Source organism: Caballeronia sordidicola, from assembly GCF_000729995.1.
Taxonomy (GTDB): Bacteria; Pseudomonadota; Gammaproteobacteria; order Burkholderiales; family Burkholderiaceae; genus Caballeronia; species Caballeronia sordidicola_A.
The window spans coordinates 1-26,305 of record NZ_JNFG01000043.1 but is presented as its reverse complement, the minus strand read 5'-3'; the positions used below and the strand labels follow the sequence as shown (position 1 = coordinate 26,305).

Genomic DNA, 26,305 nt, shown 5'->3' with positions numbered 1-26,305 from the left:
GTGGCGACGATCGTCGTGGCTTCGTGGGAGAAGGAACTGGATCGCGGGATGCTGCGCGCTCAGCTTGGAATGCCGGAACGCGTGGAAGAAGTGGAAGAGGGCCGCTCAACCCTGGCCAGCCGATGGAAACACCGCGCGGCCAAGCGGTCCTCATAAAGCTGAAGCACTCGCGATACGGCGTCCGTACCGCGAGCCAAAACTAACCTACTTCCCAGCCGGTGCCGACGCCGGCTCGGCCGCGCCCGGATCAGCGTAGTTAGGCAAGCCTTGCGAACTGCTGCTCCCGCCCGTGCCCGGCTTCGCCGGCGCCGCCGTCGCGCTTGCGCCGTCCGCAGGCGTTGCAGCTGCACCGCTGTCATCACCGTAATCCGGTAGCGCCGCGCCCGCCGCGCCCGTCAGCTGATACTGCCGGCGCTGCGTGTAGGCATCGCGGACGAACGCATATTTATCCAGCGCGGCTTGCGACAGGATGTCCGTGGCGCCGAGCAAATCGGCCCGCGCGCTGACAAACCGCATGACGAACAACGACACGTCCGCTTCCGTACTCAAGTAAGTACCCGGATTGAGCGGAATACTCGCGATCCAGTTCGTTGCATCGCGCGCCGAACTCGGGCCGAGCAGCGGCAACACCAGATACGGCCCCGACGGCACGCCGTAATGGCCCAGCGTCAGCCCGAAGTCCTGATCGTGTTTCGGCAGCCCGGCGGCTGAAGCCCAGTCGAACAAGCCGCCAATACCCAGCGTGGAGTTGATCGCGATGCGCATGAAGTCTTCGGTCGCATCGGTGATCTTCAACTGCAGCAGGTTGTTCGCGAAGTTGCCAATGTCGCCAATGTTCGAAAAGAAGCTGCTGATTGCTGTCCGCAGCGGCGCCGGCGTGACTTTCACGTAGCCGGTTGCAATCGGGCGGGCGACGTATTTATCGGCGGCGTCGTTGAACTTGAAGATCTCGCGGTTCATCGGTTCCAGCGGATCGCCCGGCCTGGCGGTGGGGCCAGAGGCGCAACCGGACAGGGCGAAAGCAGCGGCGAGCAGCACGCCGCCGGAGAGCGCTCGCAGTTTGCGGGCGGCATCAGGCGTTTTTGCCATCCTCATGGGTCGGTTTCCTTGCGGTCTGCGTAAAGTAGTTAGTACGTTTAAAGGGACGGTCTACAGGGTTTTGGCCACTTTTTTTGCCCGCACCCGGGGTTTCCCCATTAGAACCGGCTGAAATATCACTGCGCCGATCAATGTTGTAAAAAGCGCCAGGACGAGGAGCCTGCCCATGCTCGACGTGCCCGGATGATGCGAAAACCACAAGCTGCCGAACGCCGTCGCCGTGGTCGCGGCGCTGAACATCACGGCGTGCGTGAGGCTGGACTGCAGCAGGCCGGTTTGTCCCGAGCGCCATGCCATCACGAAATAGATCTTGAACGCCACGCCAATGCCCAGCATCAATGGCAATGCAATGATGTTCGCGAAGTTCAGCGGCATGTCGAACACCACGCATAGCTCCAGCGTGACGATGGCGGACACAAGCAAAGGTATCAGGGTTCTCAAAACATCGCCTATACGGCGCAAAGTCAGCCACAGCAGGATCGCAATGGCAATCAGCGACCACGCCGCCGCCTGCTCGAACGCCTTGATGATCGTGTTGGCCGAATGCAGCACCGAGATCGGCCCGCCGATCGCATTCGGCTCCGCTTTCTGCACGGCATTGGCGAAGCGGGCGAGCAATTTGTCGTCGTCGCGGCTCTTGCCGTCGAGCGCTTTCGGCGATGCTTCCACGAGCGCCTGGCCATTGGCGCCGATCCAGCCTTCCGTCATCGATTTAGGCAGCGTCGCCAGCGTGATCAGCGACGGTTGCAGCAGCGCGCGCATCTGGCCCAGCGCGATGCGCAGCGGGTCAGACATCGCGTGTTCGGCGCGGTCGCGGGTGGCGACATCGGCTGCCGCGAGCTTTTTCAGCGTCGCCGCCAGGTGGCGCGCTTCGTTTTCACCGGGGCCGGGATGTTCATCGGCGGCGAGTTCCAGCGTGTTCGACAGCCGCTTGAGCGTGGCGACGCGCACGGCGTCGCTGACGGGCGTGGCGACACGCTGGTCCAGAGAAGGCAGCAGCACCGTGGCCGCGGCGGCAATCAAATCGAGCTTTTGCGGTTGATCAGCAGGAATGAGCGTCGATAAGGTCGTCGCGCGTTCCACCTCCGGCAGCTTCTCGAGCTTCGCGGCGATCTTGTCCGCTTCCGCGAGCGAGGGCGCGAGCACCTTCACGTCGTTCACGGCTGCTTCGGGCGCGTCTTTCAGCGAAAGCAGCGTGGCCATGGACTCCGTTTTCGGGTCCTTCAGGTTCAGCGGATTGAAGTCGAAACGCAGATGCAGCAGCAACGGCAGCGCGCAGATCACGACCACCAGCGTCCCGATCAGAACCGGCGTGCGATTGCGCGCGAGGTAATCGTCCACCGGCGCGAGCTTCGGAAAGCCCGGCGAGCCTGCTTCACCCGGCGGCGCGAACACCTTGATCAGCGCCGGGAACAAGGTCATGTTGGTGATATACGCGACGATCATGCCCACGCCCGCAATCTGACCGAGTTCGGACACGCCGCGATACGCGGTGGGCAAGAACGAGAAGAAACTCGCGGCCGTCGCGGCGGCGGCGAGCGTCAGCGGAATCCCAACGTGGCGCGCGGTATTCACGAGCGCGACGTCCAGCCGGTCGTCCTTGAAGCGTTCCTCGCGATACCGCACGCCAAACTGGATGCCGAAATCCACGCCGAGCCCGACGAACAGCACCATGAACGCGATCGAAATCAGGTTCAGCGCGTGGACCATGAGCAGGCCAAGCGCGGCGGTGATCGCCAGTCCGACAAACAGCGTGATGAACACCGCGATGATCATCTTGCCCGAGCGCAGGGCGAGCCATAGGATCACCAGCACGACGATGAACGTCAGGATGCCGTTGAGCACGGCGCCGTCTTTCAGCGACGCAAATTCTTCGTCGGAGAGCGGCTGTTCGCCGGTCAGCCGCACGACTGCCCCATATTTCTCCGATAACTTCAGCTCATTCGCCGTCGCGCGAATCGCATTGGATCCGCTCGCGCCGGGTTCCAGCGCGTTGTAGTCCACCACGGGCTGCACGGTCACAAATGCGCGGGCGGGATGCGTGGCCGAGGTGTCGACCAGATTGCGCCACGAAAACACGGCGGGTTGATTGGCAAGGACTTTATCCAGCACGTCGGCGCTCTGGCCCAGCAGTTTCGACATTTGCCCGAGCGTCACTTGCCCAAGTTGCAGCGGCAGGTTGAGGCTGGTGTTGAGCGTGCCGGCAAGACCGGTGAGCGTGGGGTCGTGCGCCAGCGCGTTGATCAGCGGACGAGCTTTCACGAGTTGCTGGGTGGTGTCGGCGACTTTATCGGTGGAGAGGTAAAGCAGGCCGTTGTGCTCGAAGAAGTCGCCGCCCGAGGGTTGCGACACCGCCGTGAAGTGGTCGGTGTGCTTGGCCAGCGCGGCGGCGAGCTCGTTGGCGGCGGCATCGGCGAATTCAGGCGCTTGCGCTTCGACCACCACGAGCACGGTGGATCCGCGTTGCGGAAAGGCTTCGTCAATCGCGTGGCTGCGCGCGGCCCATTCGGGTTCCGTTTCGATCAACTGGCTGATGTCGGTGCTGATCTTGAAGTGATGCACGACGTAATAGCCGCTCAGCACGGCAATCAGCAGCGATAAAACGATGATCCAGCCGGGTCGGCGAATCGATAACGTGACGAGACGGGCAATGAGAGGCGTGAGCATGAAGACGGATGCCTCGGAGGGCGTGTTCTGGTGTTTTTGCTGAGTGGGCAGGGAGCCATAAGGCGCCGCGTGAGTATACCGGGCGAAAGCAGGTACTCGCAGAAGAGCGTTCGCGGTATATGTGCAGGCGGGACGTTGCTGGCGGACGAAAACTTGTCGCTCGGCTCAGAAGTTTGCGGGCCTGCTTCGGATGGACGCAGAGGTCAGCGCACAATTAATGACAAATTGTACTAACATTGTGCAACCACGCACTTCGTTTACGGACTAACATTGTCATCACGGTGAAGCGATGAAAACAACGATTCGCAGGATGGGTAATTCGCAAGGTGTGTTGATTCCGAAACCCATTCTGGCCCAACTTGGGCTGGAGGACGAAGTGGAGATGGAAGTGGAAAACGACGCAATTGTTTTAAGAAAACCGCAGAAGAAGGCCCGCCAGGGGTGGTCTGACGCGAGCAAGGCTATCGCGCAGGCCGGCGACGACGAGCTCGTGCTGGGCGAGTTTCCGAACGCCGATGATGCGGAGCTTTCGTGGTAGTGCGCGGAGAGGTCTGGCTCATTAACCTGGACCCTACCGTTGGCAGCGAGATTCAGAAAACCCGGCCTTGTGTGGTGATATCGCCGCCGGAGTTGCATGACCATTTGCGTACGGTGATCGTCGCGCCCATGACGACCAAAAGCCGGCCGGCTCCGTACCGTGTGTCCGTGGTGCTCAGTCAGAAGAAAGGATTGGTTCTGCTCGATCAGATCCGTACGATCGATAAAACGCGTCTGGTCAAGAAGCTCGGTGCAATTCCGGCTAATACGTTGTCGGTTGCATTGCGGACCTTGCAGGAAGTCTTCGCTGCTTAGCTCAGCAAGGCTCTACGTCTCGCTCCAAAGCCTCAGCAAATTGTGATAACAGCCCACGAGCGTTCGCCTCGCGGCGTCGTCGGCGTTTTCTGCGTTGAGCCTTTGAATGGCGTTATCCATATCGAATAGCAGGCTGCGGCGGGTGTCATCACGAACCAGGCTCTGCGCCCAGAAAAAACTCGATACCCTCATTCCCCGCGTCACCGGCCGGACCTGATGCAAGCTGGTCGCCGGATAAACAATCGCATGCCCCGCCGGCAGCTTCACTTCCTGAACGCCATACGTGTCCTCGATCACCAGCTCGCCGCCGTCGTAGTCCTCCGGCGGCGTGAGGAACAACGTGATCGATACATCCGTTCGCACCCGTGTGCCATGTCCGGGCACAAGCCTGATCGCCCCATCCACATGACTGCCGAAATGCATCCCGCCTTCGTACCGGTTGAAGAGCGGCGGATATACCCGATTGGGCAGCACCGAACTGATGAACAACGGATGCCGCTCGAGCGAGCCAATAATGATGTCGCCAAGTTCGAACGCAATCGGCGCTTCCTGCGCGATCTGCTGGTTGCGCTTGACCGGCGCGCCCTGATAGCCGGCCGTCGCGCGGCCGTCCACCCATGCATCCGACGCATCGAGCCGCTGGCGCATGGCGGCGGCATCCTCGGGGCTGAGGACGTTGGGTATCGAAAGTATCATGTTTTCTGGGGTCCGGCGGCCGCGCGACATGCATCGCGCGGCTCGCGTGTCCTGCGGTAGATCAATAGAACCGGTAGTTTAGCGTTGCGAGGAACGTCCGGCCGTAACCCGGCACCGCGCGGCCGCCATCCGATGGAATCAGCGCATCGTAGTAGTGCTTGTTGGTCAGGTTCTGCACGTTGAGCTGGACGTCGTAATGTTTCTGGTGGAACGCGGCCATTGCGTCCCAGCGCGTGTACGCAGGCACTTGCACGAAGTCGTTGCTGGCGGCATATCGCGCCGACGTGTACACCGGGCCGCCGCCGAAGGTCCATTGCGGCGTGACGTCATACGTCGTCCACAACGTGATCATGTTGCGCGGCGTGTTCGCCAGGGTCTTGCCGTTGGTGTTGTCCAGCGCCTTCACGACCTGGCCGTCCATGTACGTGTAGCCGCCAAAGACCTGCCATTTGTTCGTGATGTGACCTGCCAGCCCGAGTTGATAACCTCGAACGCGCACGTCGCCGTCGAGCGAGTAGCTGCCGTCGGCCTGGAGCGTGCGGGCATTGGTTTTATCGATATTGAACAGCGACTGCGTGACCGACAACCCGCCGTTCAGCAAATCCCATTTGGTGCCCACTTCATACGAACGGTTTGATTCCGGCGGCGTGTTCTGCTGGTTGTTCGTCAGCGTCAGCGCTTCCAGTGACGGATTGAACGACGTGCCGTATGAAACGTAGTACGACTGCCAGTCGGTCGGCTGGAAAATGATCCCGCCGCGCACGCTGGTGAAATAGTTCGTCTGCGTAGCGTAAGAAGGCAGGTTGATGGTGTTCTTGATCGACGCCTCGTAACGGTCCCAGCGCAAGCCGCCCACGACCTTCCAGTACTGCCCGATCGACACCGTATCGTTGGCATAAATGCCAACACCGTTCGCACTCGATTCCGCCCGGTTGGTCGCCACTTCCTGCGTATTGGCCGGTCGCGTGGTGTATTGCGGATTGAGCAGCGGAACGATCGCAATGGTGTTCGACGGCAGGCCCGGCGTCGTCGCGGTGAACGACTGGTTGCTGTAGGTCTCGTGGCTCAGGTCAATGCCTGCAATCACCTCATGCTTGAGGAAACCGGTGTTGAATTTGTAATCGATGTCGGTCGTGTTGTAGACCGAATGATCGTTGATGTTGCGGTCCTTGCCTTGCAACTTCACATACAGCGACGACAACGGCAACGACGTGAAATTGCCGTTGGCCAGCGCCGTCGATGTCCCCAGCGGCCCGGTCAGGACAGCCGCCGCGTTGGTCGCGGTCGCTTCGGTGCCGTAGTGGCTGAACTGGGTCTCGTTGCGCAGCGTGAGGTTGTCGTCGAAACGATGCTGGATGCGCGCCGAGAGCGTCTGCACGTCCTGGATCGTCCGATCGCCTACGAAGCCGTAGAACTGGCCCTTGCTCACCGGCACCGGCGCACCGTTCACCGGCGGAATGCCGTAGTCCGGCTGGTCGCGGTTGTGCTGGATCAGCGCTGACAAGGTGACTTCCGTTGGCGTTCCAATGCCGAAGCGCACGGTCGGCGCGAAGCCGTAGTCCTTGCTTTTCATCACGTCGCGCGTGGAGCCGAGGTCTTGCCCAAACGCGTTGAGCCGTACGGCGGATGTGTCGGACAGCGGCTGGTTGATATCGAACGTGGTGCGGTAGCGGTCGCTCGTCCCGACCATCGCGGACACCGATGCGTGCGCTTTCAACTCCGCCTGCTTGCTCACCTGGTTAATCACGCCGCCCGTGGAGCCGCGCCCGAAATAGAGCGAGGACGGACCATACAGCACGTCGATGGATTCAAGGTCGAACGTGTCCCGATAGTACTGGCCGCGATCGCGGAAGCCATCGAGATAAATGTCGGTGCGCGCCGAGAAACCGCGCAAGTTGATGTTGTTGCCGATCTGCCCGCCTTCCGCCGCGCCAAGGGTGACGCCGGGGACGTTGCGAAGCGCATCGGAGAAAGAGGTGGCCGCCTGGGACTGCAGCACGGCTTTCGGGACCACCACGGCCGCTTGGGGAATATCGCGCAACGCGGTAGGGACCTTGGCGCCGACGCTCGACTTTTCGGGCTGGAAATCCGGTGCGATGGCCTGACCGGAGACATGCACGGCCGGCAGCGCGGCGTTTTCAACGGGGGGTGCGGCTTGTGCGGCTTGTTCCGCCTGGACGGTTTGCCCGGTCTTGCTGACCGGAGCGGCTTGCGCGTGAGCATAAAGCGGTACGACAGCAGGCGTCGCCACCACGGTCATGATTGCCGCGGCAAGCGGTGTCTTCCTCAACATGTGTTTCCCCGAGTACTGGATAGTCGAAAAGCCGGCGCCGTTGCGCCATGCCGGTCAATTGCTTCCGCGATGCCCGCGGCGGCGTGAGCAGTTGGCAACAGGCGCAGCCGAAGCAGAGGGCCGTCGTTTCGAAGGACGTGCGCCGGTTATCTGATATTTGTGAAATGCGAATCAATATCATTACACAAGTAAGAATTGTTTTCAATATGACTTCGGGAACTATGCGGATGGCTGACGCACCAAGGCCTCGCGTTTTTTCACGAGGCGATTTATCGGAGGGTGTAAAACGCCCCGCAGAGGGCGGGGCGTTGTGGGGCGGGGATTAGAGGCGTTATGCCGGAGCGTGGAAGGTAACGGACGTGGCTGTGCAGGTCGCGGTCAACCGTAATGATCTTACAAAAACAGAGCTTTCATTCAGGCGAGGTCGGGGTGTCTTCAAACGCCTCTTCAAACGCCCTGAGCGCCCCCGCCACGTCGCGATGCAATTGCCCAAGTGCCACGACTTTCTGGTTGGGCGGCTGCAAACCCTGCCAAAGAAGCAGCGACAAGCGCTTCGACGTCTCTTCAATATCCACCGTTTTCTTGGCTATCGCATCCCATAGCACGTGTTCCATCGGTCCATAGATGCTGGAGCGCAGCAGGCTCAAAGGGAGGTCGTCGCGGATATCGCCGGCCGCCACGCCGTCCGACAGCACCTGCATCAGCGGCGCGGTATAGCGCCGCTGAAGTTGCACGATTTCATCGCCGAAGGTGTCGTCTTTCGCGCGCCCCTCGGACAGGATCAGCGCGCACAGCCCCGGCCCATCGATCATCAGCCGGTACAGGTGCGTGCGGATCAGGAAAGACAGCTTCGCGCGGGTGCCCGTGATGTGCGGCAGCGTGGCTTCGATCTCAGCGATGATCTCGTCGTACCAGTCGCAGATCACCCGCACGCACAGGTCGCGCTTGCCGGAGAAATACGTGAAGACAGTCCCCTCCGATACCCCCAGCCGACGCGCCATGTCGATGGTCGTCGCTGATGCATATCCGCGCTCCGAAAACACCTGCCGCGCGACGAGCAGGATGTCCTTGATGCGTTGTTCGGACTTGACGCTTGACGGTGGGCGGCGGGAGGGAAGGGTTTTGGGCTGGGTCATATAGGCGATGAACATCGACCGTCAGGGATGGTATTTTGAGTTTAGCTCAATTAGATTTGTAGTGGAATTTCATGAGCAAATTTGAAGTAAGTTAGCGTTTAACCACCTTGACGTTGTCACGTAGTTGAGTTTTACTCAAACGCATTGCGGCCCACTCGCCGAGTCACGTTGAGAATCATGGAATCCAATCCGAACGATCAACGCGGTCAGCATCAATACCGCTCCGTCTTCCGCCCCGGCCTGTTCACCGGCAAAGTGGTCATGGTGACCGGCGGAGGCAGCGGGCTTGGCCGATGCACCGCGCACGAACTCGTGTCGCTGGGGGCATCGGTGATGCTGATCGGACGATCGCTGGCGAAGCTGGAAACCGTGCGCGACGAGCTGGCTGAGGACTACCCGGAAAGCGTCGAACGCGTGCGTTGCTACTCCTGTGATATCCGCGACGAAGCGAGCGTCAAACAAGTCGTTGCTACGGCACTTGCCGATTTCAACCGGCTCGATGGCCTCTTCAATTGCGCGGGCGGCCAGTTTCCCGCGCCGCTCGACAAGATTTCGCTGAATGGCTGGGACGCTGTCGTGCGCAACAACCTGCACGGCACTTTCCTGATGTCGCGCGAATGTTTTACGCAATGGATGCGCGATCACGGCGGCGCGATCGTCAACATGCTCGCGGACATCTGGGGTGGCATGCCCGGCATGGGCCATTCGGGTGCGGCGCGCGCCGGCGTCTGGAACTTCACGGAAACGGCCGCATGCGAATGGGGCTACGCCGGCGTGCGGGTGAATGCCGTAGCGCCGGGATGGATTGCATCGGCAGGCATGGATAGTTACGACGAACGTTATCGCGCGTTGCTGCGCGAGCTCAAGCACAAGGTGCCGTTGCAGCGCTTCGGGACCGAATCGGAACTCGCAGCGGCGGCGGTATTTTTGCTGTCGGAGGCGTCGGCTTTTATCAACGGGACGGTGATTCGCGTCGATGGCGGCGTGCCGAACGCACGGCATTCGTGGCCCTTGGCGGCCGCTGCGCGTACGCTGGAATTCAACGGATTTTCGCGCTATCGGCCGCCTGCGGGGTTGCAGGAAACGGCCGATGCCAAGGACTCGGACGAGCCAAACGATGAAGCCGCGCCATCCAGCGCCGCCGAGTGAGACTTACCAAAAAACCAGGGAGAAGCGATGCTTCCCGCAGCCGATTCATATGAAACCCTCGACGCGGCCTTCGCGTGGAACGTGCCCGCGCGCTACAACATCGGCGTGGACGCCTGCGATAAATGGGCCGACGGTTCCGGCCGCCTCGCGCTCATCTACGAGACGCGCGAAGGTTCGGAAACGCGTTTCACCTTCGATGAACTGAAGGCGCTTTCCAACCAGTTCGCCAACGCGCTGGCCCGTGCGGGGCTGACACGCGGCGACCGCGTGGGAATATTCTTGCCGCAGTCGCCGGAGACGGCCATCGCGCATCTGGCGATTTACAAGGCGGGTTATATCGCGGTGCCGCTGTTTCAGCTATTCGGCGTCGATGCCATTCAATACCGCCTCGCCGATAGCGGCGCAGCGGCGCTGATCACCGACCATGCCGGTTTCGAGAAGCTGGAGCAGGTTCGCGGCACACTGCCGGACCTGAAAGCGGCTTATACCGTCGATACCACCACTCGCGAGAACGCCCATCCCTTCTGGGATTCGCTACGCGCGGAAACCGACGTCTTCACCCCGGCCGATACCTCCTGCGACGACCCCGCCGCGATCATCTACACGTCCGGCACGACGGGAAAGCCCAAGGGCGCACTGCTTGCCCATCGGGCGTTGCTGGGTCATTTACCGGGCGTCGAGATGTCACAAGGACTTTTTCCGGCGCACGCACGGCTGATGTGGACGCCCGCCGACTGGGCGTGGATTGGCGGCCTGTTCGATGTCCTGCTGCCCGCTTGGCATCACGGCGTCGCGGTGCTCGCACGGCGCTTCGAAAAATTCGACGGCCCCGCAGCCTTCGACCTGATGGCGCGCCACGGCGTCACGCACACGTTCCTGCCGCCGACCGCGCTCAAGATGATGCGCTCAGTCGCGCATCCCGAGCAGTGGCGGTTGTCGTTGCGCGCGGTAGCGAGCGGCGGGGAATCGCTGGGCGAGGAGCTGATCGCGTGGGGCCGGGCGGCGCTTGGCGTGACCATCAACGAGTTTTACGGGCAGACCGAATGCAACGTGGTGGTGTCGTCGTGTTCTACGTTGTTCGAGCCGCGCCCGGGGGCAATCGGGCGGAGCGTGCCGGGACATCGCGTGGCAATCGTCGACGATGAAGGCACAGAACTTCCGCCCGACACGCCCGGAAATATCGCGATTGCAGCGCCTGACCCGGTCATGTTCCTGCGCTACTGGAACAACGAAGCGGCCACGCGCGATAAATTTCGCGGTCAGTTCCTGCTGACCGGAGACCTCGGTTTATGCGACGCCGATGGTTTTATCCGCTTCGTTGGCCGTAACGACGACGTGATTACCAGCGCGGGTTATCGGATCGGTCCTGCGCCGATTGAAGATTGTTTGCTGCGCCATCCAGCCGTGAGCATGGCAGCGGTGGTGGGGGCGCCGGACGCGACGCGCACGGAGATCGTGATGGCGTTTATCGTGTTGAACGCAGGGTTCGTCCCGGACGAAACGCTGGTGCGCGAGCTGCAGCAGCACGTCAGGACGCGACTGGCTGCGCATGAATATCCGCGCGAAATTCGATTCGTCGATGCATTGCCCATGACGCCGACCGGCAAAGTGATGCGCAAGGAATTGCGCGCGGGGCTGCCGGGTTTGAATGGTTCGACAGCGCCATGAGCCTTGAGGCCCCGCCGATGACCTCGTCCAAACGCCAGCCCCAGACCCCCCTCGACGCGACCGACCGCAAGCTGCTGGCCCTGCTTGCCGAAGACGCCACGCGGACCTATGCCGAGCTTGGCCGCTTGCTGCATTTGTCGGCGCCCGCCGTGCACGAACGGGCGAAGCGCCTGAAGCAGGATGGCGTCGTCAAGGCGACCGTCGCGGCGCTGGACGGCGCCAGGTTGGGCCGGCCGCTGCTGGCGTTTGTTCACGTCGATACCTCCAGCTGGGCCGTCACGCGCCAACTGCTGCAACTGTCGGAGTTTCCGGACGTCGAAGAGATCCACACGGTGACCGGCGAAAGCGCGATGCTCCTGAAAGTGCGGACCCGCGACACGCAGACACTCGAACATCTGCTCGAGCGCATTCATTCGATAGAAGGGTTCACCGGCACGCGCAGTTATATTGCGTTGACGACGTATCTGGAGCGTGGGCCGAGTCCGCAGGTTTGAACCGGCAATCCTTCGAACGCGCTGAACTGTCACAACGGACGCGGGTCGATATACTTACTGCGTTTCCAGCTAACCGGCGCGTCGGGTTGCACGCCGCCCTCCATTACTCGATAACGGTCGTATGAAACGCTATTTTCCTGTCCGCGTTGTCCTGTTCGCCCTGGCTTTTTCTGCGGCGGCGTTTTCCAGCACGTCGTTTGCGCAGACGAGCCCCGATGCCGTGGTTAAAAGCGCCGTGGAAGGTACTGTCGCCGCGATGAAGGCTGATCCAGCCGCGCGTGGCGGCGACATGAGCAAGATCTCGCAACTGGTGGAGTCGCGCTTCGTGCCGGCAACCGATTTCCAGCGAACTACGCGGATTGCCGTTGGGAAGGCGTGGGGCACCGCGACCCCTGACCAGCAGAAGGCGCTCTACGAGCAATTCCAGACGCTGTTGGTGCGGACCTACACGTCGTCGCTGTCGCAATTACGCGATGAAGACGTCAAGTTCAAATTCGACGCCCCGACGCTCGATGCCGGTGGCAAAGACGCCGTCGTGCAGTCGCACGTGTACTCGACCGGCGGTGATAACCCGGTGCGTTATCGACTGGAAAAGACGCCCGACGGCTGGAAGATCTACGACATCGACATGATGGGCGCATGGCTGATCCAGGTGTACCAGACGCAGTTCGCGGGTCAGTTGGCCAAAGGTGGCGTGGATGGTTTGATCAAGTTCCTGACCGCACATAACGCGCGAACGGCGGAGTGAGGAAGGGGCGGGGCCACGATCTGGACTCGCGCATGGGACGTTGGTAAGTGGGCGCGAGGTATCGCACAGCAGGTGTAGTACTACCAACAGGCGCAACTGGCGACACGCTGGGAGCGCCTTTTTTTTGCGTCGCAGTTTGCTCAACCCTCACAGCCGTTACAGAACGTCGGCACATTCGCCAAGATAAATGTCAACCAATGACCAAGGGCGCGAAATGCCAAATCAGCGAGTATCGAAATCCGAATTCAGAGCGAGAGCATTTGAATTCTTGAGGCGGGTGGAGTCATCGGGGGAGAGTTTGATTCTCACCGATCGTGGCCGGCCGACGCTGGAGTTGCGGCCATATCAAGCGGATGCGCGGGACCCGCTCGATATACTCCGCGGCTCCCTGTTGCGTTACGACAATCCGATGGACCCTGTGGCTGTTCATGACTGGGAAGCGGCACGGTGATCGCATCTGGTCACGCAGACTAGCCTGGTCGGCAAGCTCCAACTCTCACGCATCGCCGAAACTTTATGCGCAGCAAGTTCCGCCCTCACGGATTAACTGCCGCCTCAACATTCCGACACAAGCACCATCGCCTTCGACGAAACGCTCTTCGCTGACTTCAGTGCTTTCTCTCTCACTGCGGTCATGTTTTCGGTCTCACTGGAGTACTTGAACGATGCGGGCAAGAGCCGATAGTCCGCTGCCACTTGCGCGGCTTTCGTCTCGCTGAAGCCGGTCTTGAGCAAGATCTTCGCCAAGAGCGAGTAGTCATCCAGATCGGCTTTGCCGAGATTGATCATTACGCTGAAGTCAGCCATTGTTTCCTGCTTGTTTGCCTTGAAAACCCGCGATGCTACACGGGTACGCCGCCTACGCATCTTGAAATACAAAACGGGTGGATAACGCCGCTCGTCGCGACCTTATCCACCCGTTCCTTATGCCGCAAGCAGTGAGCTCAAATAACACCCTGCCAGGCTCACCCACTCAAACTCAAGCAGCAATCGTCGTTTGCTTGCCGCCCTTGTTGTTCTTCGCGCGGCCGATTTCTTCCAGCTTGATCTCGACGTGCTTCGAGAACACGAATTCCGCCGGGCGTTGGTTATCGACCGGCAAGTCCTTCGCGTAAGCACCTTCGGTACGCGGACCACGCAAGGCGACGCGCGCCGCCTTCAACGGATGCGCAACCGTATCCATCACGGCGGTGGCTTCAAAGCCGCAATGCACCATGCAGTCGGCGCATTTCTCGTACTTGCCCGTGCCGTACTTGTCCCACTCGGTGGTTTCCATCAATTCCTTGAAGGTCTTCACATAGCCTTCGCCGAGCAGGTAACACGGACGTTGCCAGCCGAATACGGTACGCGCCGGGTTGCCCCAGGGCGTGCATTCGTAGGTCTGGTTGCCGGCCAGGAAGTCGAGGAACATGCTCGACTGGCTGAACGACCAGCGCTTGCCGTTATCGCCGCGCTTGAAGATGTCGCGGAACAACGTCTTCGTCTTTTCGCGATTCAGGAAGTGCTGCTGATCCGGCGCGCGTTCGTACGCATAACCCGGCGACACCGTGATGCCGTCCACGCCCATGGGCCCGAGCGTATCGAAGAAATTCGCGACCCGTTCCGGGTCGGCGTCGTTGAACAGCGTGCAATTGATGTTCACGCGGAAACCACGGCGCTTCGCTTCCTTGATGGCTGCAACAGCCTTCTCGTACACACCGTCTTGCGAGACCGAATGGTCATGTGCCTGCTTGTCGCCGTCGAGGTGAACCGACCAGACGAAGTACGGATTCGGCTCGTAGTCGTCCATCTTCTTTTCCATCAGCAGCGCGTTCGTGCAGAGATAAACGAACTTCTTGCGCGCGATGATGCCCTTCACGATCTGGGGCATTTCCTTGTGCAGCAGCGGCTCGCCACCGGCGATAGACACCACCGGCGCACCGCATTCGTCCACCGCCGCGAGGCAGTCCGCCATCGAGATGCGCTGGTTCAAGATGGGATCCGGATAATCGATCTTGCCGCAGCCGTTACATGCCAGGTTGCAGCGGAACAGGGGTTCCAGCATCAGCGCGAGCGGATAACGCTTGTTGCGCATGAAATGCTGGCGCGCGATGTAAGCGCCAACCCGGACTTTTTGCAGCATTGGAATAGACAATTGCGTGTGCTCCTTAATCTTCGCGAAGGGCGCCGGCGGATGCCGTTGCCGCGGCCAGCGGCTTCGTCAGCTTCGCGGGGAGTTTGAATTCAACCTTTTCTTCGCGTCCGGACATCGTCGTGACTTCAACGGGACCCAGCGCGCGCAGTGCATTAATAACGTGCTTGACCATTTCTTCCGGCGCGGACGCGCCGGCTGTAATCCCGACAGTTTGCGCATTCGCAAACCAGTCGGCTTTCAATTCCGAGCCGTCCGCCACGAGGTAGCTCGGCACGCCGGTTTCGGCGCCGATCTCGCACAGACGATTCGAATTGGAGCTGTTGGTGGCGCCAACCACCAGCAAAACATCGACTTGCTTGCTCAGCTCGCGCACCGCCGCCTGGCGGTTTTGCGTGGCGTAGCAAATGTCGCGCGTGTCCGGACCGACGATGTCCGTAAAACGGCGATGCAATGCGTCGATGATGTCGCGCGTATCGTCCACCGACAACGTGGTCTGCGTGACATACGCGACGGGCGCATCGACGGGCAGCGCGAGCGTGGCCACCTCAGCTTCGCTTTGCACCAGCACGACCGTACCGGGAATCTGGCCGATGGTCCCTTCCACCTCCGGGTGCCCCGCATGACCGATCAGGATCAGCGTGCGGCCCTGTGCAACATACTGCCGGCCTTGTACATGGACCTTCGTCACGAGCGGGCACGTGGCGTCCAGCACGTCCAGGCCGCGCGCTTGCGCGTCGGCTTCCACCGTTTGCGCTACGCCATGCGCGCTGAAAATAGCAACGGCGCCGTGCGGCACTTCGTCGAGTTCTTCGACGAAACGCGCGCCCTTGCTACGCAGGTTGTCGACGACATGCCGGTTGTGAACGATCTCATGGCGCACGTAGACGGGCGCGCCATGTCGTTCAAGAGCGCGATCGACAATCTCGATCGCACGGACCACGCCCGCACAAAAGCCGCGGGGTTGAGCAAGGATAATACGCATATTCGGGCGAACTCCGACTGGCGCGGGTTTCGAATGGAACCGGCTATAAACTTCGATCAAATCCGGTTGATTTGTTGTAAGCAAAATTAAAGCTTCTCGGAAAAAGCTTTCGGAAACAATTGCCTGGATAGAGGCCTTTCGTTTCAACTTTAAGGCCGAAGTTGACCGCGTATTCTAACTCGTTCAGTTTTTGGATGCTTGTAAGAGGGTGTTAGAGGATGTTTTCCGTTTCTTCGGGCAGGGTTGATTTACTGCGCGGACGCGGAAGCCGGTAAACTAGCGCTTCGCCGCGTTTTCCGCGAAGCGGCCTTGAAGCCGCCATGGCTGTGCACCTGTCGGGCTTTTGAGGCGGCTTTGAGGTGGCTGCGGCACGCGCGGGCGGGTGGCCCGATCAGCGCTGCGAGGCACGCTGAAAAGCCGCGGGCAAATGGCCTGCCGGGCAGGATCGGCGGGGATCGGCGGGGATCAATGGCAGTCGAAGCATTGATCCTGGCAGCAGGATCAAACCGAAGCTGACGCGAATTCAAGCCACACCTGCGTTGGCCCTGATGCCAGACAAGCGCATGAACGGGCATAAGTGCACCGGATTCGCGCCTGGTTCTCCAACAGGTTCTCGGGCGGCGCACGACAAGAATTTATCCCGTGTCGAGCCGTTGCGCCTAACCAACATTTACGTTGCCCTATAGCGGAATGTTGTTTCGCGTCAGCGACCCGGCACGCTCGACCTGCGTGCGTCGATGTCCATTCCGGCATCCGCGCGCCGTGTCGAATACCTGGACGGCCATATGGAAGTCGATCACTACGAAAATTTTCCGGTAGCCAGCATATTGCTGCCGAAACGGCTGCGTGCGCCGGTCGGCGTGATTTATCACGTCGCGCGCACGGCAGACGACATTGCCGACGAAGGTGTCTTCGACCCGGCTGAACGCCACGCCCGTCTCGCCGATTTCCGCACCGGGCTGGATGCGGTCGCCGCCGCTCAGCCGGCGCCGGTTCATCCCATGTTGTTCGAGAAACTGGCCGGCACCGTCGCGCAATACGGGTTGCCGCTTGGACCCTTCTACGATCTCGTCTCGGCGTTTGATCAGGATATTGATACGTCGCGTTACGCCGACTGGCCTGCTTTGATGGACTATTGCCGGCGTTCGGCGAATCCGGTCGGGCGGCTGATGCTGCATCTCTTCGACGCCAGCACGCCCGAGAACCTTGCCGACTCCGACGCGATCTGCACCGCGCTGCAGCTCATCAACTTCTGGCAGGACGTGGGTATCGACTGGAGAAAGAACCGCATTTATATGCCACTGTGCGACCTCGAGCGTTTCGGCGTGACCGAACGGCATATCGACGAGCAAATCTGCGACGATGCCTGGCGCGCGCTGATGCGCCATGAAGTCGACCACGCACGCGCGATGATCGTTGGCGGCGCGTCGCTTGCGGTTCGCATGCCCGGGCGGTTCGGGCTGGAACTGTGCTGCGTCGTGCATGGCGGTTTGCGAATTCTTGAAAAAATCGAACAGGCCGACTACGACGTGTTCCGCACGCGCCCGGTGCTTAAAGTCCCCGACTGGGCGGTGATCGGCGTACGTTCGCTCGCGATGCGGCTGCGTGGCCGGGTGGGTGTGCAATTGCGCTCGGTCGAAAGCTGACTTTGCGCGCATGTGGCGTCCCTCCTGATGTTGAATCTGCTTAACCTGAATTGACAATGCTCCTGATTGCCTGGTTGTCCCTCTTCATCTGGCTGGTCCTGCTGTTTGGCCGCGGCGGTTTCTGGCGCGCGCAAGCCCTCGAACGGCTCAGCGAAAGTACCGTGCACGCAGTCGGCCAGGCGGAAATCGCGCGTCGCGGCGCATGGCCGGCGGTCGTCGCCGTCGTGCCGGCGCGCAATGAAGCCGACGTGATCGGCCGGGCCGTGAGCTCGCTGCTCGCTCAGGATTACGCGGGTTCGTTTCATCTGATCGTCGTCGATGACCACAGCACCGACGGCACCGCCGACGCCGCTCAGGCCGCCGCGCGCGACGGCGGTTTCGAAGACCGTCTGACCGTACTGACGGCCGCTGCCTTGCCGCCGGGCTGGTCCGGCAAGGTGTGGGCGCAGTCGCAAGGGATTGCGGCTATCGATGGACTGGGTTTTCCAGCCGATTACCTGCTGCTCACCGACGCCGACATCCGCCATCCCGCCAATGCCGCCTCGCAACTCGTCGCGCGCGCCATCCTGGAAGATCGCGATCTGGTCTCGCTGATGGTGCGGCTGCGCAGCGATTCGTCTTGGGAAAAGGCGCTGATTCCCGCGTTCGTGTTCTTTTTCGCGAAGCTGTATCCGTTCGCGTGGGTCAACGACGTGAGCAACCGCACGGCGGCCGCCGCGGGTGGTTGCATGATGGTGCGGCGTGCGGCGCTGAAGGAAGCGGGCGGGATCGAATCGATTCGCGGCGAGCTGATCGACGATTGCAGCCTTGCTTCGCGCATCAAGTTTCGTAACGGCGTGAACGCGGCGCGGCCGATCCGTCTGGATCTTGCCGCCGACAGCGAATCGCTGCGGCCTTACGACGACTGGAGCGAAATCTGGAACATGATCGCGCGCACGGCATTCACGCAGTTGCGTTATTCAGCGCTGCTGCTGGTCGGGACGGTGCTTGCGATGTGCGTGATTTATCTCGCGCCGCCAGTGGTTGCCTTGACGCTGGGTGCGAAGGGCTGGCCGGCATGGCTCGCGTGGATCGCGATGTGCTGCGCCTATGCGCCAATGTTGCGCTACTACCGCCGCTCCATTCTCTGGGCGCCAATACTTCCGGTCATCGCGCTGTTTTATGTCAGCGCGACGGTTGGCTCGGCCATACGGTTCTGGCGCGGGAAGGGCGGACAGTGGAAGGCGCGGGTTCAGGCGCCTTGAGCGGATGGAGGCGAGTCGTATGGGCGTTTGATGCCCATACGATCCAACTCACCGCTTTGTCAGCATTGCGTACATCTCGATCACCATGTCGGGCGAGAAAGAGAACGGCACCCAGCCGTGTCCGGTATGGCGCAACACCAGCAAACGATCGCCGTTCGAATAACGTTGCGTGGCCATCACCGGGTTTTTCGTCGCGACAAAGCGCCAGTTGGGCGGCAGTCCGCCGGGCTGTTCGACGTCCATCGAAGCGCGCGCGTTCGATAATTCCTCGATCAACTCCGATACCCCTTCAGGGCTCAACGCCACCGACACCCCGCCAATGGTCATCGCGATCAGGTTCTTTTCCGGGCGCGAGACGTTCAGCGTGGGCTTTTCTTCAGCCACGGGCGGTTCAGCCACGGGCGGTTTTTCTTCAACAACGGCCGCGATCGACCCAGAAGCCGGGGCCGGTTCAACGGCCGCGTCAGCAACAGAGTCAATGGAAGAGTCGGGAGAAACTGGAATAGAAGCGGCGGCAGAAATCAGCTCATCGAGGCTTGATTCCAGCGCGCCGAGCTGGTCGGTTAAGTTCATGCGTTGTTTGCCTTGCTAGCCTTGCATCGAACCTGCGATTTTAACTGCTGCGTATCGCGCAACGTCGCCACACGTTGTAACAAAATGCATGTAGAGCGTTAAAAATGTCATCAAAACAACAGGCATCGCGCAGTACGAGTCATCGCTTCATCGCGCTTTATCGTTTCAGATAGCCGTTCGCCCGGAACCAGTCCAGCGCGTGGCTCAGGCCTTCGCCATAAGGCCGTGCCTTGTACCCCAGTTCCCGCTCCGCTTTCGCCGACGTGAAGTACATCTTGTTCTTGGACATCCTCAAGCCATCGACCGTAACAAACGGCTCCTTGCCGCTGAACTTGGCATAAAGCTCTGCGCCGATTGCAAGCGGATACAGCGGGCCGCGCGGCAGCTTGATGGTCGGCGGCTTGCGTCCGGCGAGGCCGGCAATGTCCGCCAGCATTTGCTGCAGCGACAGGTTTTCGCCGCCGAGAATATATCGCTCGCCAATCACGCCACGCTCCAGCGCCAGTAAATGACCGTTCGCCACGTCGTCTACGTGCACGAGGTTCAGGCCGGTATCGACGAAAGCGGGGATCTTGCCCGTGGCCGCTTCCACGATGATCCGCCCCGTCGGCGTCGGCTTGACGTCGCGCGGACCGATCGGCGTGGACGGGTTCACGATCACCGCCGGCAAGCCGTCAATCGCGATCATGCGCTCGACCGCGCGCTCCGCCAGCACCTTGCTGCGTTTGTACGCGCCAATGGTCTGATGGGCCTGCGCAGGCTTCGTTTCATCGACGATATCTCCCGCCGGACTCACCTTCAGCGTCGCCACGCTGCTCGTGTACACGATCCGCTCGACCCCCTCGGCCAGCGCTGCGCGCATGGTGGCCTCGGTGCCTTCCAGGTTGGCGCGCTCGATTTCGCCCGGATCGCGCGCCCAGATGCGGTAGTCGGCGGCCACATGCAGCAGGTAGCGCACGCCCTTCATGGCGGCGCGCATGGAGGCCTCGTCGCGCATGTCGCCGATCACGACTTCGGCGTCGAGACCTTCCAGGTTCTGCCGGGAACTGGTCTTGCGTATGACTACGCGAACGTCGAAACCGCGCTCCCGCGCAATGCGAGCCACCGCCGATCCGACGAAACCGGATGCGCCGGTGACAAGCACGCGCCCGCGGGCGTCCCCACTTAACGGGTCAGTCATTTTTGCCTCTTTTTTGTCTTGCAAAGGTAACAGTTGCGCGTCTTCCGAAGCGTCTCGTTCAGCCGCCAGCCCATATGTGACAAGGGTTCGCGGCTCGTGCTATGGTCCGGTGCTGCTTAAGTCCGCCAGACCCGAAATTTAAAGAAAAGTCTTCAGCCAATGTTCATAGACAGTCGAAATCGATCCGCGTGGCTGACCTTCGCGATCGCGATGTTGCTCCTGATCGTCTTTGCGGTCGACTGGCTCACGCCGCTGCGTGTGGCCATCTGGGTGTTCTACATGCTGCCGGTCGCGCTCTGCATGTGGGTCGACCGGCCCAATATGCCGTTTATCACCGCCGGCGTGGCCTCCGTGCTGATGTTCACGGGTTATATCCTCACGAACGCCGACGCGCTCACTGCCCCGCTCGTGCTGCAACTCAACCGCGTGATCGGCGTGATCGTGATGTTCGTGCTGGCCGGCGTGGGGCATCTCTATATCAAAACGCGGCTGAACCTGCAACGCAGCGCGTGGCTCAAGCAGGGCGAAGTCCAGATCGGCTTGCAGATGCGCGGCGATCTCGTCCCCGCTGCCGTCGCTGACGGCATCCTTCGCTCGCTTGTGCCGTACGTCGGCGCGCATGTCGCCGTGCTGTACAGCCGTGAAGGCGAAACGCTCGAGCGCATCGCGGCCTGGGCGCTGCCTGCCGACAGCGACGTGCCGCAGCGGATCACGCGGGGCCAGGGGTTGCTCGGGCAAGTGCTCGACGAGAAACGGGCGATCGAGGTCAGGGGCGCGGGATCGGATTTTCTAAAGGTCGGCTCGGCGCTGGCATCGGCGCCTTCGAGCCACTGCGTGGTCGCGCCCATGATGGCCGATGGCGAAGTGACCGGCGTGCTGGAAGTGGGCTTTATCGGCGATGAAAACTCGGTGAACGATACCCGCGAGTTGCTCGAGAACGCTGCTGAAGCAATGGGCATGGCGCTGCGCTCGGCGCAGTATCGGTTGCGGATGGTGGAGTTGCTGGAGGAAACGCAGCGCCAGAGCGAGGAATTGCAGGTGCAGCAGGAAGAGCTGCGGGTATCGAATGAAGAGCTCGAGGAGCGCGGCCGCGTGTTGATGGATACGCAGGCGCGGCTGGAAACGCAACAGGCCGAGCTCGAGCAGACGAACGTGCATCTCGAGGAATACACACAGCATCTCGAACGGCAAAAAACGGAACTGGTGCGCGCGCAAAAGGAACTCGAAGCGAACGCGCTGGCCCTGGAGCGCGCGAGCCAGTACAAGTCCGAGTTCCTCGCGAACATGTCTCACGAATTGCGCACGCCGTTGAACAGTTCGTTGATCCTCGCCAAGCTTCTGGAGGACAACAAGCACGGTAACCTCTCCGATGAACAGGTGCGTTACGCCGCGACCATTCATTCGTCGAACAGTGACCTGCTGTCGCTGATCAACGACATCCTGGATTTGTCGAAGGTGGAAGCAGGGCAGATGGATGTGCAGTTCGCACCGGTTGCCATCGACGGGATGTTGCAGTCGTTGCAGCAATCCTTCGCGCCGATTGCGGACTCGAAGCGCCTGAAGTTCGTGACCGAGCGCGCGGAGGGCGTGCCGGCGTATTTCGTCACCGACAACCAGCGGCTTCAGCAAGTCTTGCGCAACCTGTTGTCGAACGCATTCAAGTTCACCGAGCAGGGCCAGGTGACGGTGTCCGTGCATAAGGCGGACAACAACGAAAACGCGTTGCGCTTCGATGTGCGCGATACGGGCATCGGCATTGCGCGCGATAAACAGGACCTCATATTCCAGGCGTTCCAGCAAGCCGATGGCACGACCAGCCGCAAATACGGCGGCAGCGGCCTGGGGTTATCGATATCGAGGGAATTCTCGCGGTTGCTCGGCGGTTCAGTGAGCGTGGCGAGCGAACCGGGCAAAGGCAGCGTGTTTTCGGTCACGCTGCCGCTGGCCGTTCAGGAGGGTACGGTAACCGCCAAGCTCGACGTGATCGGGCATATGAGCGAGCCGGAGCACGCCGTGTCGGAAATGGCCGCCAGCGTTGCTGAGGTGCAGAACCACGCGCCGGCGCACCTCACGGCGATGGCATCGGCTCCTGCTTCTCTTGAACCGTCGGCCTGGCGCGCGCCGCATGCGAACTTCCCGGCGCCGCAGCCCATAGCCGACGACCGCGCCAACCGCAAGCGCCCGGACCGCGTGATCCTGGCGATTGAAGACGACTTGCGTTTCGCGCACATCCTGCACGACCTCGCGCATGAACTCGAATTCGACTTCGTGCACGCGACCACCGCGACACAAGGCGTGGAACTGGCCCGCACGCTGCAGCCGAACGGCATCCTGCTCGATGTCGGCTTGCCCGACCAGTCGGGCCTGACCGTGCTCGAATGGCTCAAGCACGATCCGCTCACGCGTCACATCCCGATTCACATCGTCTCGTCGACGGATCATGCCGATGTCGCGCTGCATCTCGGCGCGATTGGCTACACCCTCAAACCGAGCGCACGCGACACACTTGCCGGGGCCATCCGCAAGCTCGAAGCGCGTTCGGCGCAGGGCACGCGGCGCGTGCTGGTGGTCGAGGACGACCCGGCGCTGCGCCAGAGCATCCACGCGTTGCTGAAGAGCGAGACGGTCGAGATCGTGGAAGCAGGGACGATTGCACAAGCGCTGGAGCAGATAAACCGCACGAGCTTCGATTGCATCGTGATGGATCTCGCCTTGCCGGACGGTTCGGGTTACGACTTGCTGGAACAGGTATCCACGTCGCAGGAGCATGCGTCGCCGCCGGTGATCGTGTACACGGGGCGCGTGTTGTCGCCGGACGAGGAGCAGCGCCTGCGCCGTTATTCCAAGTCGATCATCATCAAGGGCGCGAAGTCGCCGGAACGTCTGGTAGACGAAGTGACGTTGTTCCTTCATAGCGTGGAGAGCGCGTTGCCGCCGGAACAGCAGCGCATGCTGCGCGCGGCGCGCCAGCGCGACGACGTCTTCGAGGGCCGCACGATCCTGCTGGCCGAAGACGATGTCCGCAATATCTTCGCGTTGTCGCATGTGATCGAGCCGCTGGGGGCGAAGCTGGAAATCGCGCGTAATGGCCGCGAGGCGCTGGATTCGCTTGCCCGCCATCCGCAGATTGACCTCGTGCTGATGGACATCATGATGCCGGAAATGGATGGGCTAACCGCCATGACCGAGATTCGCAAGAACCCCGACCATGCACGGCTGCCGATCATCGCGCTGACCGCAAAAGCGATGGCGAGCGATCGCCAGAAGTGCCTGGAGGCGGGTGCGGACGATTATATTTCGAAGCCGATCGACGTCGACAAGCTGGTGTCGCTGTGTCGAGTCTGGTTGCGCCAACGATAGCCAGATCCGCCATGCCGCATCGAACCCTGAAGAACACGGAAGAAGCGATCTTCGACATCGAGTTGAAGCTGTTGCTCGAAGCCGTTTACCTGAAGTATCAGCATGACTTCCGCCATTACTCCGTGAGTTCGCTGCGGCGGCGCCTGACTCAAGCGCTGCACGACCTGGGGTTCGCGACGCTGTCGCAATTGCAGGAGCGCATTCTCCGTGACGCCACGTTGTTCTCGCGCTTGTTCCAGTACCTGACGGTGCAGGTCAGCGAGATGTTCCGCGACCCGGCGTATTTCCGCTCCATCCGGGAACAAGTCGTGCCGATCCTGCAGACTTATCCGTCCATCAAGGTGTGGGTGGCGGGGTGCAGCAGCGGCGAGGAATTGTGGTCGCTCGCCATTCTGTTCGCTGAGGAGAACATTGCGGACCGCACGGTTTTGTACGCCACGGACATCAATGCCGATGCCTTGCGCCAAGCCGAGAACGGCATTTACCCGCTGGATCGCCTAGCGAGTTTCAGCCAGAACTATCTGGCGGCGGGCGGCAAGCGTTCGCTCTCCGACTACTACCACGCGGCCTACGGCGCGGCGAAATTTTCGCAGACCCTCAAGTCGCGCGTCGTGTTCGCCGATCACAGCCTCGCCACCGACAGCGTGTTTCTCGAAGCGCATCTCGTGTCGTGCCGTAACGTCCTGATCTATTTCGACCGTGCGTTGCAGGACCGTGCGCTGGGTCTGTTCAGCGATTCGCTGGTGCGGCGCGGATTCCTCGGGCTGGGCAGCAAAGAGAGCCTGCGGTTCTCAAAACACGCGGGCAGTTTCTCCGATTTCGATGCGCGCGAGCGTTTGTATCAAAAGGTCTAGCGATGACACCATCGACAGATTCCCTGGATGCAATCGAAGCCATCGTGATTGGGGCATCGGCGGGGGGCATCGAAGCGTTGAACCACATCTTGCCCGCGCTGCCGGCCGATTTCCGCCCTGCCGTGCTGGTGGTCGTGCATGTCAGGAACGACCCGCCGAGCATGCTGCCCGCATTGTTTGCCGCACGTTGCCGGTTGCCGGTCGTCGAGCCCGATGACAAGGACGAGATCGCCGGCGGCACGATCTATATTGCGCCGCCGGGGTATCACATGCTGGTCGAGCCGGACTGCACGATCTCCCTTTCCGTCGATCCGCCCGTGCGGTTTTCGCGGCCATCGGTGGATGTGCTGTTTGAATCGGCGGCACTCTGTTTTGCCGATACGCTGCTCGGCATCGTGCTGTCCGGCGCCAACGACGATGGCGCACGCGGCCTGGTTGCGATCTCGCGGGCAGGCGGGCGCTGCTGGGTGCAAGACCCGCATACCGCAGTGGCCGACGCCATGCCGCTTGGCGCCATCGCGCGCGGCGGCGTGCACGACATTCTCACGCTCGACGTCATGGTCGCCCGCATGGCGCGCATGGTTGCGGGCACGCGCCGCCAACGCGGTTGACTTGGAGCTGACACGCTAATGGAACTCCGCTAATGGAACACATCAGGCAACCCGGCAGGCAGCCGCTGAAGCCGCCCATTTACGTCCTGATCGTCGACGATGTGCAGAACAACATCACTGCACTGGAAGCGTCGCTGGCGCGGCCGGATATCTCGGTGCTCGCGGCAGGATCGGGGCCGGCCGCGCTCGAACTGCTGCTCAAGCACGAGGTCGCACTCGCCATTCTCGATGTCAACATGCCCGGCATGGATGGCTTCGAACTGGCTGAACTGATGCGCGGCAGCCCGCGTACCGCGCATGTGCCGATCATCTTCCTGACCGCGACCGCGCAGGACACCGGGCGCACGTTTCGCGGCTATGAAGCGGGGGCGGTGGATTTCCTCTACAAGCCGTACGACTCGCGGATCCTGAATTCGAAGGTAGATGTCTTCATCCAGATCGAGAAGCAGAAGCAGCAGCTCGCCACGCAACTGGCGACGGTCCAGCAACTCCTCGATGCCAACGAAATGCTCATGGCCGTGCTCGGCCACGATCTGCGCACGCCGTTGTCGGCGGTGATTGCATCGGCGGAATATCTTGCGCGGTTCGTGCCGGATGAAAACGTGGCGAATATCGGCACCCGTATCAAGAGCAGCGGCATGCGGATGGTGCGCATGGTCGACCAGTTGCTCAATCTCGCGCGCTTGCGCGGCGGGCGCGTGACGCTGCAGCCGCGGGCGGTGGAGTTGATGACGCTGGCGAAGAATATTGTCGAGGAATACGAGGCGCGGGTGGGTCAGGGCCGCATCTTCATTTTCCGCGATGGCGATACGCTGATGCAGGGCGATGGTGATCTGTTGTCGCAGGTGTTTTCGAATTTGATCGGCAATGCGCTGACGCACGGACGTGAGGGCTCGGCTATCCAGGTGCGTCTGAACGGC

24 protein-coding genes are annotated in these 26,305 nt (G+C 61.3%); 14 read left to right on the top strand and 10 right to left on the bottom strand.

Features of this window, described 5'->3' with window-relative positions; all coding sequences use genetic code 11:
- Nucleotides 1-156 (top strand): hypothetical protein, encoded by a 156-nt coding sequence (locus tag FH08_RS52680; protein WP_160172515.1) that lies wholly within the window; start codon nucleotides 1-3, stop codon nucleotides 154-156.
- 48 nt (nucleotides 157-204) lie between these two features.
- Here FH08_RS52680 and FH08_RS0130225 read toward each other — a convergent pair whose 3' ends face one another.
- A complete protein-coding gene (locus FH08_RS0130225) occupies nucleotides 205-1,089 on the bottom strand; it encodes a VacJ family lipoprotein (protein ID WP_152602953.1) in 885 nt (294 codons plus the stop codon).
- Between the two features lie 60 nt (nucleotides 1,090-1,149).
- Nucleotides 1,150-3,765: an MMPL family transporter gene (locus tag FH08_RS0130220; RefSeq protein WP_031361940.1), complete on the bottom strand. Its 2,616-nt coding sequence runs from the start codon at nucleotides 3,763-3,765 to the stop codon at nucleotides 1,150-1,152.
- Between the two features lie 289 nt (nucleotides 3,766-4,054).
- On the opposite strand from FH08_RS0130220, the gene FH08_RS0130215 reads away from it, so the two are divergent.
- The gene (locus FH08_RS0130215; protein ID WP_031361939.1) at nucleotides 4,055-4,303 is read left to right on the top strand and encodes an AbrB/MazE/SpoVT family DNA-binding domain-containing protein; all 249 of its coding nucleotides are present in this window, start codon (nucleotides 4,055-4,057) and stop codon (nucleotides 4,301-4,303) included.
- Nucleotides 4,297-4,617 carry a type II toxin-antitoxin system PemK/MazF family toxin gene (locus FH08_RS0130210; protein ID WP_031361938.1) on the top strand — a complete coding sequence of 107 codons (321 nt, stop codon included), beginning with the start codon at nucleotides 4,297-4,299 and terminating at the stop codon, nucleotides 4,615-4,617. Before FH08_RS0130215 ends, FH08_RS0130210 begins: the two co-directional genes overlap by 7 nt.
- A gap of 12 nt (nucleotides 4,618-4,629) precedes the next feature.
- Here FH08_RS0130210 and FH08_RS0130205 read toward each other — a convergent pair whose 3' ends face one another.
- The 3 genes from FH08_RS0130205 to FH08_RS0130195 all read right to left on the bottom strand — a co-directional run bounded on the left by FH08_RS0130205 (nucleotide 4,630) and on the right by FH08_RS0130195 (nucleotide 8,757).
- Nucleotides 4,630-5,313, bottom strand: a complete 684-nt coding sequence (locus FH08_RS0130205) for a Fe2+-dependent dioxygenase (protein ID WP_031361937.1) — start codon at nucleotides 5,311-5,313, stop codon at nucleotides 4,630-4,632.
- 61 nt (nucleotides 5,314-5,374) lie between these two features.
- On the bottom strand, nucleotides 5,375-7,606 hold the full coding sequence (locus FH08_RS0130200) for a TonB-dependent receptor (protein ID WP_031361936.1): 2,232 nt from the start codon (nucleotides 7,604-7,606) through the stop codon (nucleotides 5,375-5,377).
- Between the two features lie 410 nt (nucleotides 7,607-8,016).
- Nucleotides 8,017-8,757 (bottom strand): TetR/AcrR family transcriptional regulator, encoded by a 741-nt coding sequence (locus tag FH08_RS0130195; protein WP_235210545.1) that lies wholly within the window; start codon nucleotides 8,755-8,757, stop codon nucleotides 8,017-8,019.
- 162 nt (nucleotides 8,758-8,919) lie between these two features.
- Between FH08_RS0130195 and FH08_RS0130190 the strand changes: the two genes are divergently transcribed.
- The 5 genes from FH08_RS0130190 to FH08_RS0130170 all read left to right on the top strand — a co-directional run bounded on the left by FH08_RS0130190 (nucleotide 8,920) and on the right by FH08_RS0130170 (nucleotide 13,252).
- Complete coding sequence (locus tag FH08_RS0130190; protein ID WP_051888654.1) at nucleotides 8,920-9,891, top strand: SDR family oxidoreductase; 972 nt, start codon at nucleotides 8,920-8,922, stop codon at nucleotides 9,889-9,891.
- A 27-nt stretch (nucleotides 9,892-9,918) separates the two neighbouring features.
- Nucleotides 9,919-11,559, top strand: a complete 1,641-nt coding sequence (locus tag FH08_RS0130185) for an acyl-CoA synthetase (RefSeq protein ID WP_031361933.1) — start codon at nucleotides 9,919-9,921, stop codon at nucleotides 11,557-11,559.
- Nucleotides 11,556-12,053 (top strand): Lrp/AsnC family transcriptional regulator, encoded by a 498-nt coding sequence (locus FH08_RS0130180; protein ID WP_035567448.1) that lies wholly within the window; start codon nucleotides 11,556-11,558, stop codon nucleotides 12,051-12,053. Before FH08_RS0130185 ends, FH08_RS0130180 begins: the two co-directional genes overlap by 4 nt.
- Before the next feature lie 121 nt (nucleotides 12,054-12,174).
- Nucleotides 12,175-12,801: an MlaC/ttg2D family ABC transporter substrate-binding protein gene (locus FH08_RS0130175; protein WP_031361931.1), complete on the top strand. Its 627-nt coding sequence runs from the start codon at nucleotides 12,175-12,177 to the stop codon at nucleotides 12,799-12,801.
- Nucleotides 12,802-13,015: 214 nt separating this feature from the next.
- Nucleotides 13,016-13,252, top strand: coding sequence for a type II toxin-antitoxin system Phd/YefM family antitoxin (locus FH08_RS0130170; protein ID WP_031361930.1), 237 nt, complete (start codon nucleotides 13,016-13,018; stop codon nucleotides 13,250-13,252).
- Between the two features lie 104 nt (nucleotides 13,253-13,356).
- Here the strand turns inward: FH08_RS0130170 and FH08_RS0130165 are convergent, their stop codons facing one another.
- The 3 genes from FH08_RS0130165 to ispH form a co-directional block, all read right to left on the bottom strand.
- Nucleotides 13,357-13,608 (bottom strand): hypothetical protein, encoded by a 252-nt coding sequence (locus tag FH08_RS0130165; protein WP_031361929.1) that lies wholly within the window; start codon nucleotides 13,606-13,608, stop codon nucleotides 13,357-13,359.
- Nucleotides 13,609-13,780: 172 nt separating this feature from the next.
- Nucleotides 13,781-14,935, bottom strand: a complete 1,155-nt coding sequence (hpnH, locus tag FH08_RS0130160; RefSeq protein ID WP_031361928.1) for an adenosyl-hopene transferase HpnH — start codon at nucleotides 14,933-14,935, stop codon at nucleotides 13,781-13,783.
- Nucleotides 14,936-14,948: 13 nt separating this feature from the next.
- Nucleotides 14,949-15,917, bottom strand: coding sequence for a 4-hydroxy-3-methylbut-2-enyl diphosphate reductase (ispH, locus tag FH08_RS0130155; RefSeq protein WP_031361927.1), 969 nt, complete (start codon nucleotides 15,915-15,917; stop codon nucleotides 14,949-14,951).
- 785 nt (nucleotides 15,918-16,702) lie between these two features.
- Between ispH and hpnC the strand changes: the two genes are divergently transcribed.
- Nucleotides 16,703-17,563, top strand: a complete 861-nt coding sequence (gene hpnC / locus FH08_RS0130150; RefSeq protein ID WP_031361926.1) for a squalene synthase HpnC — start codon at nucleotides 16,703-16,705, stop codon at nucleotides 17,561-17,563.
- Nucleotides 17,564-17,619: 56 nt separating this feature from the next.
- The gene (locus tag FH08_RS0130145) at nucleotides 17,620-18,807 is read left to right on the top strand and encodes a glycosyltransferase (protein ID WP_035567446.1); all 1,188 of its coding nucleotides are present in this window, start codon (nucleotides 17,620-17,622) and stop codon (nucleotides 18,805-18,807) included.
- Between the two features lie 48 nt (nucleotides 18,808-18,855).
- Here the strand turns inward: FH08_RS0130145 and FH08_RS0130140 are convergent, their stop codons facing one another.
- The gene (locus tag FH08_RS0130140; protein WP_031361924.1) at nucleotides 18,856-19,380 is read right to left on the bottom strand and encodes a hypothetical protein; all 525 of its coding nucleotides are present in this window, start codon (nucleotides 19,378-19,380) and stop codon (nucleotides 18,856-18,858) included.
- A gap of 157 nt (nucleotides 19,381-19,537) precedes the next feature.
- Entirely contained in the window at nucleotides 19,538-20,560 is a 1,023-nt protein-coding gene (gene hpnA / locus FH08_RS0130135; protein ID WP_031361923.1) for a hopanoid-associated sugar epimerase, read from the bottom strand.
- A gap of 159 nt (nucleotides 20,561-20,719) precedes the next feature.
- Here hpnA and FH08_RS0130130 point away from each other — a divergent pair, with 159 nt between their 5' ends.
- The 4 genes from FH08_RS0130130 to FH08_RS0130115 form a co-directional block, all read left to right on the top strand.
- Complete coding sequence (locus FH08_RS0130130; RefSeq protein ID WP_081889619.1) at nucleotides 20,720-23,920, top strand: response regulator; 3,201 nt, start codon at nucleotides 20,720-20,722, stop codon at nucleotides 23,918-23,920.
- A gap of 11 nt (nucleotides 23,921-23,931) precedes the next feature.
- Entirely contained in the window at nucleotides 23,932-24,774 is an 843-nt protein-coding gene (locus tag FH08_RS0130125; protein WP_031361921.1) for a CheR family methyltransferase, read from the top strand.
- 2 nt (nucleotides 24,775-24,776) lie between these two features.
- Nucleotides 24,777-25,385 (top strand): chemotaxis protein CheB, encoded by a 609-nt coding sequence (locus FH08_RS0130120; protein WP_031361920.1) that lies wholly within the window; start codon nucleotides 24,777-24,779, stop codon nucleotides 25,383-25,385.
- Between the two features lie 32 nt (nucleotides 25,386-25,417).
- A partial coding sequence (locus FH08_RS0130115; RefSeq protein WP_051888653.1) for a hybrid sensor histidine kinase/response regulator occupies nucleotides 25,418-26,305 on the top strand: 888 nt, incomplete at its 3' end.

What these genes read in the sequence shown, in the direction of transcription:
- FH08_RS0130225 (WP_152602953.1), bottom strand. Translation starts at nt 1,089, where the DNA reads ATGGCAAAAACGCCTGATGCCGCCCGCAAACTGCGAGCGCTCTCCGGC.
- FH08_RS0130220 (WP_031361940.1), bottom strand. Translation starts at nt 3,765, where the DNA reads ATGCTCACGCCTCTCATTGCCCGTCTCGTCACGTTATCGATTCGCCGA.
- FH08_RS0130215 (WP_031361939.1), top strand. Translation starts at nt 4,055, where the DNA reads ATGAAAACAACGATTCGCAGGATGGGTAATTCGCAAGGTGTGTTGATT.
- FH08_RS0130205 (WP_031361937.1), bottom strand. Translation starts at nt 5,313, where the DNA reads ATGATACTTTCGATACCCAACGTCCTCAGCCCCGAGGATGCCGCCGCC.
- FH08_RS0130200 (WP_031361936.1), bottom strand. Translation starts at nt 7,606, where the DNA reads ATGTTGAGGAAGACACCGCTTGCCGCGGCAATCATGACCGTGGTGGCG.
- FH08_RS0130195 (WP_235210545.1), bottom strand. Translation starts at nt 8,757, where the DNA reads ATGTTCATCGCCTATATGACCCAGCCCAAAACCCTTCCCTCCCGCCGC.
- FH08_RS0130190 (WP_051888654.1), top strand. Translation starts at nt 8,920, where the DNA reads ATGGAATCCAATCCGAACGATCAACGCGGTCAGCATCAATACCGCTCC.
- FH08_RS0130185 (WP_031361933.1), top strand. Translation starts at nt 9,919, where the DNA reads ATGCTTCCCGCAGCCGATTCATATGAAACCCTCGACGCGGCCTTCGCG.
- FH08_RS0130180 (WP_035567448.1), top strand. Translation starts at nt 11,556, where the DNA reads ATGAGCCTTGAGGCCCCGCCGATGACCTCGTCCAAACGCCAGCCCCAG.
- FH08_RS0130175 (WP_031361931.1), top strand. Translation starts at nt 12,175, where the DNA reads ATGAAACGCTATTTTCCTGTCCGCGTTGTCCTGTTCGCCCTGGCTTTT.
- FH08_RS0130170 (WP_031361930.1), top strand. Translation starts at nt 13,016, where the DNA reads ATGCCAAATCAGCGAGTATCGAAATCCGAATTCAGAGCGAGAGCATTT.
- FH08_RS0130165 (WP_031361929.1), bottom strand. Translation starts at nt 13,608, where the DNA reads ATGGCTGACTTCAGCGTAATGATCAATCTCGGCAAAGCCGATCTGGAT.
- ispH (WP_031361927.1), bottom strand. Translation starts at nt 15,917, where the DNA reads ATGCGTATTATCCTTGCTCAACCCCGCGGCTTTTGTGCGGGCGTGGTC.
- hpnC (WP_031361926.1), top strand. Translation starts at nt 16,703, where the DNA reads ATGGAAGTCGATCACTACGAAAATTTTCCGGTAGCCAGCATATTGCTG.
- FH08_RS0130145 (WP_035567446.1), top strand. Translation starts at nt 17,620, where the DNA reads ATGCTCCTGATTGCCTGGTTGTCCCTCTTCATCTGGCTGGTCCTGCTG.
- FH08_RS0130140 (WP_031361924.1), bottom strand. Translation starts at nt 19,380, where the DNA reads ATGAACTTAACCGACCAGCTCGGCGCGCTGGAATCAAGCCTCGATGAG.
- hpnA (WP_031361923.1), bottom strand. Translation starts at nt 20,560, where the DNA reads ATGACTGACCCGTTAAGTGGGGACGCCCGCGGGCGCGTGCTTGTCACC.
- FH08_RS0130130 (WP_081889619.1), top strand. Translation starts at nt 20,720, where the DNA reads ATGTTCATAGACAGTCGAAATCGATCCGCGTGGCTGACCTTCGCGATC.
- FH08_RS0130125 (WP_031361921.1), top strand. Translation starts at nt 23,932, where the DNA reads ATGCCGCATCGAACCCTGAAGAACACGGAAGAAGCGATCTTCGACATC.
- FH08_RS0130120 (WP_031361920.1), top strand. Translation starts at nt 24,777, where the DNA reads ATGACACCATCGACAGATTCCCTGGATGCAATCGAAGCCATCGTGATT.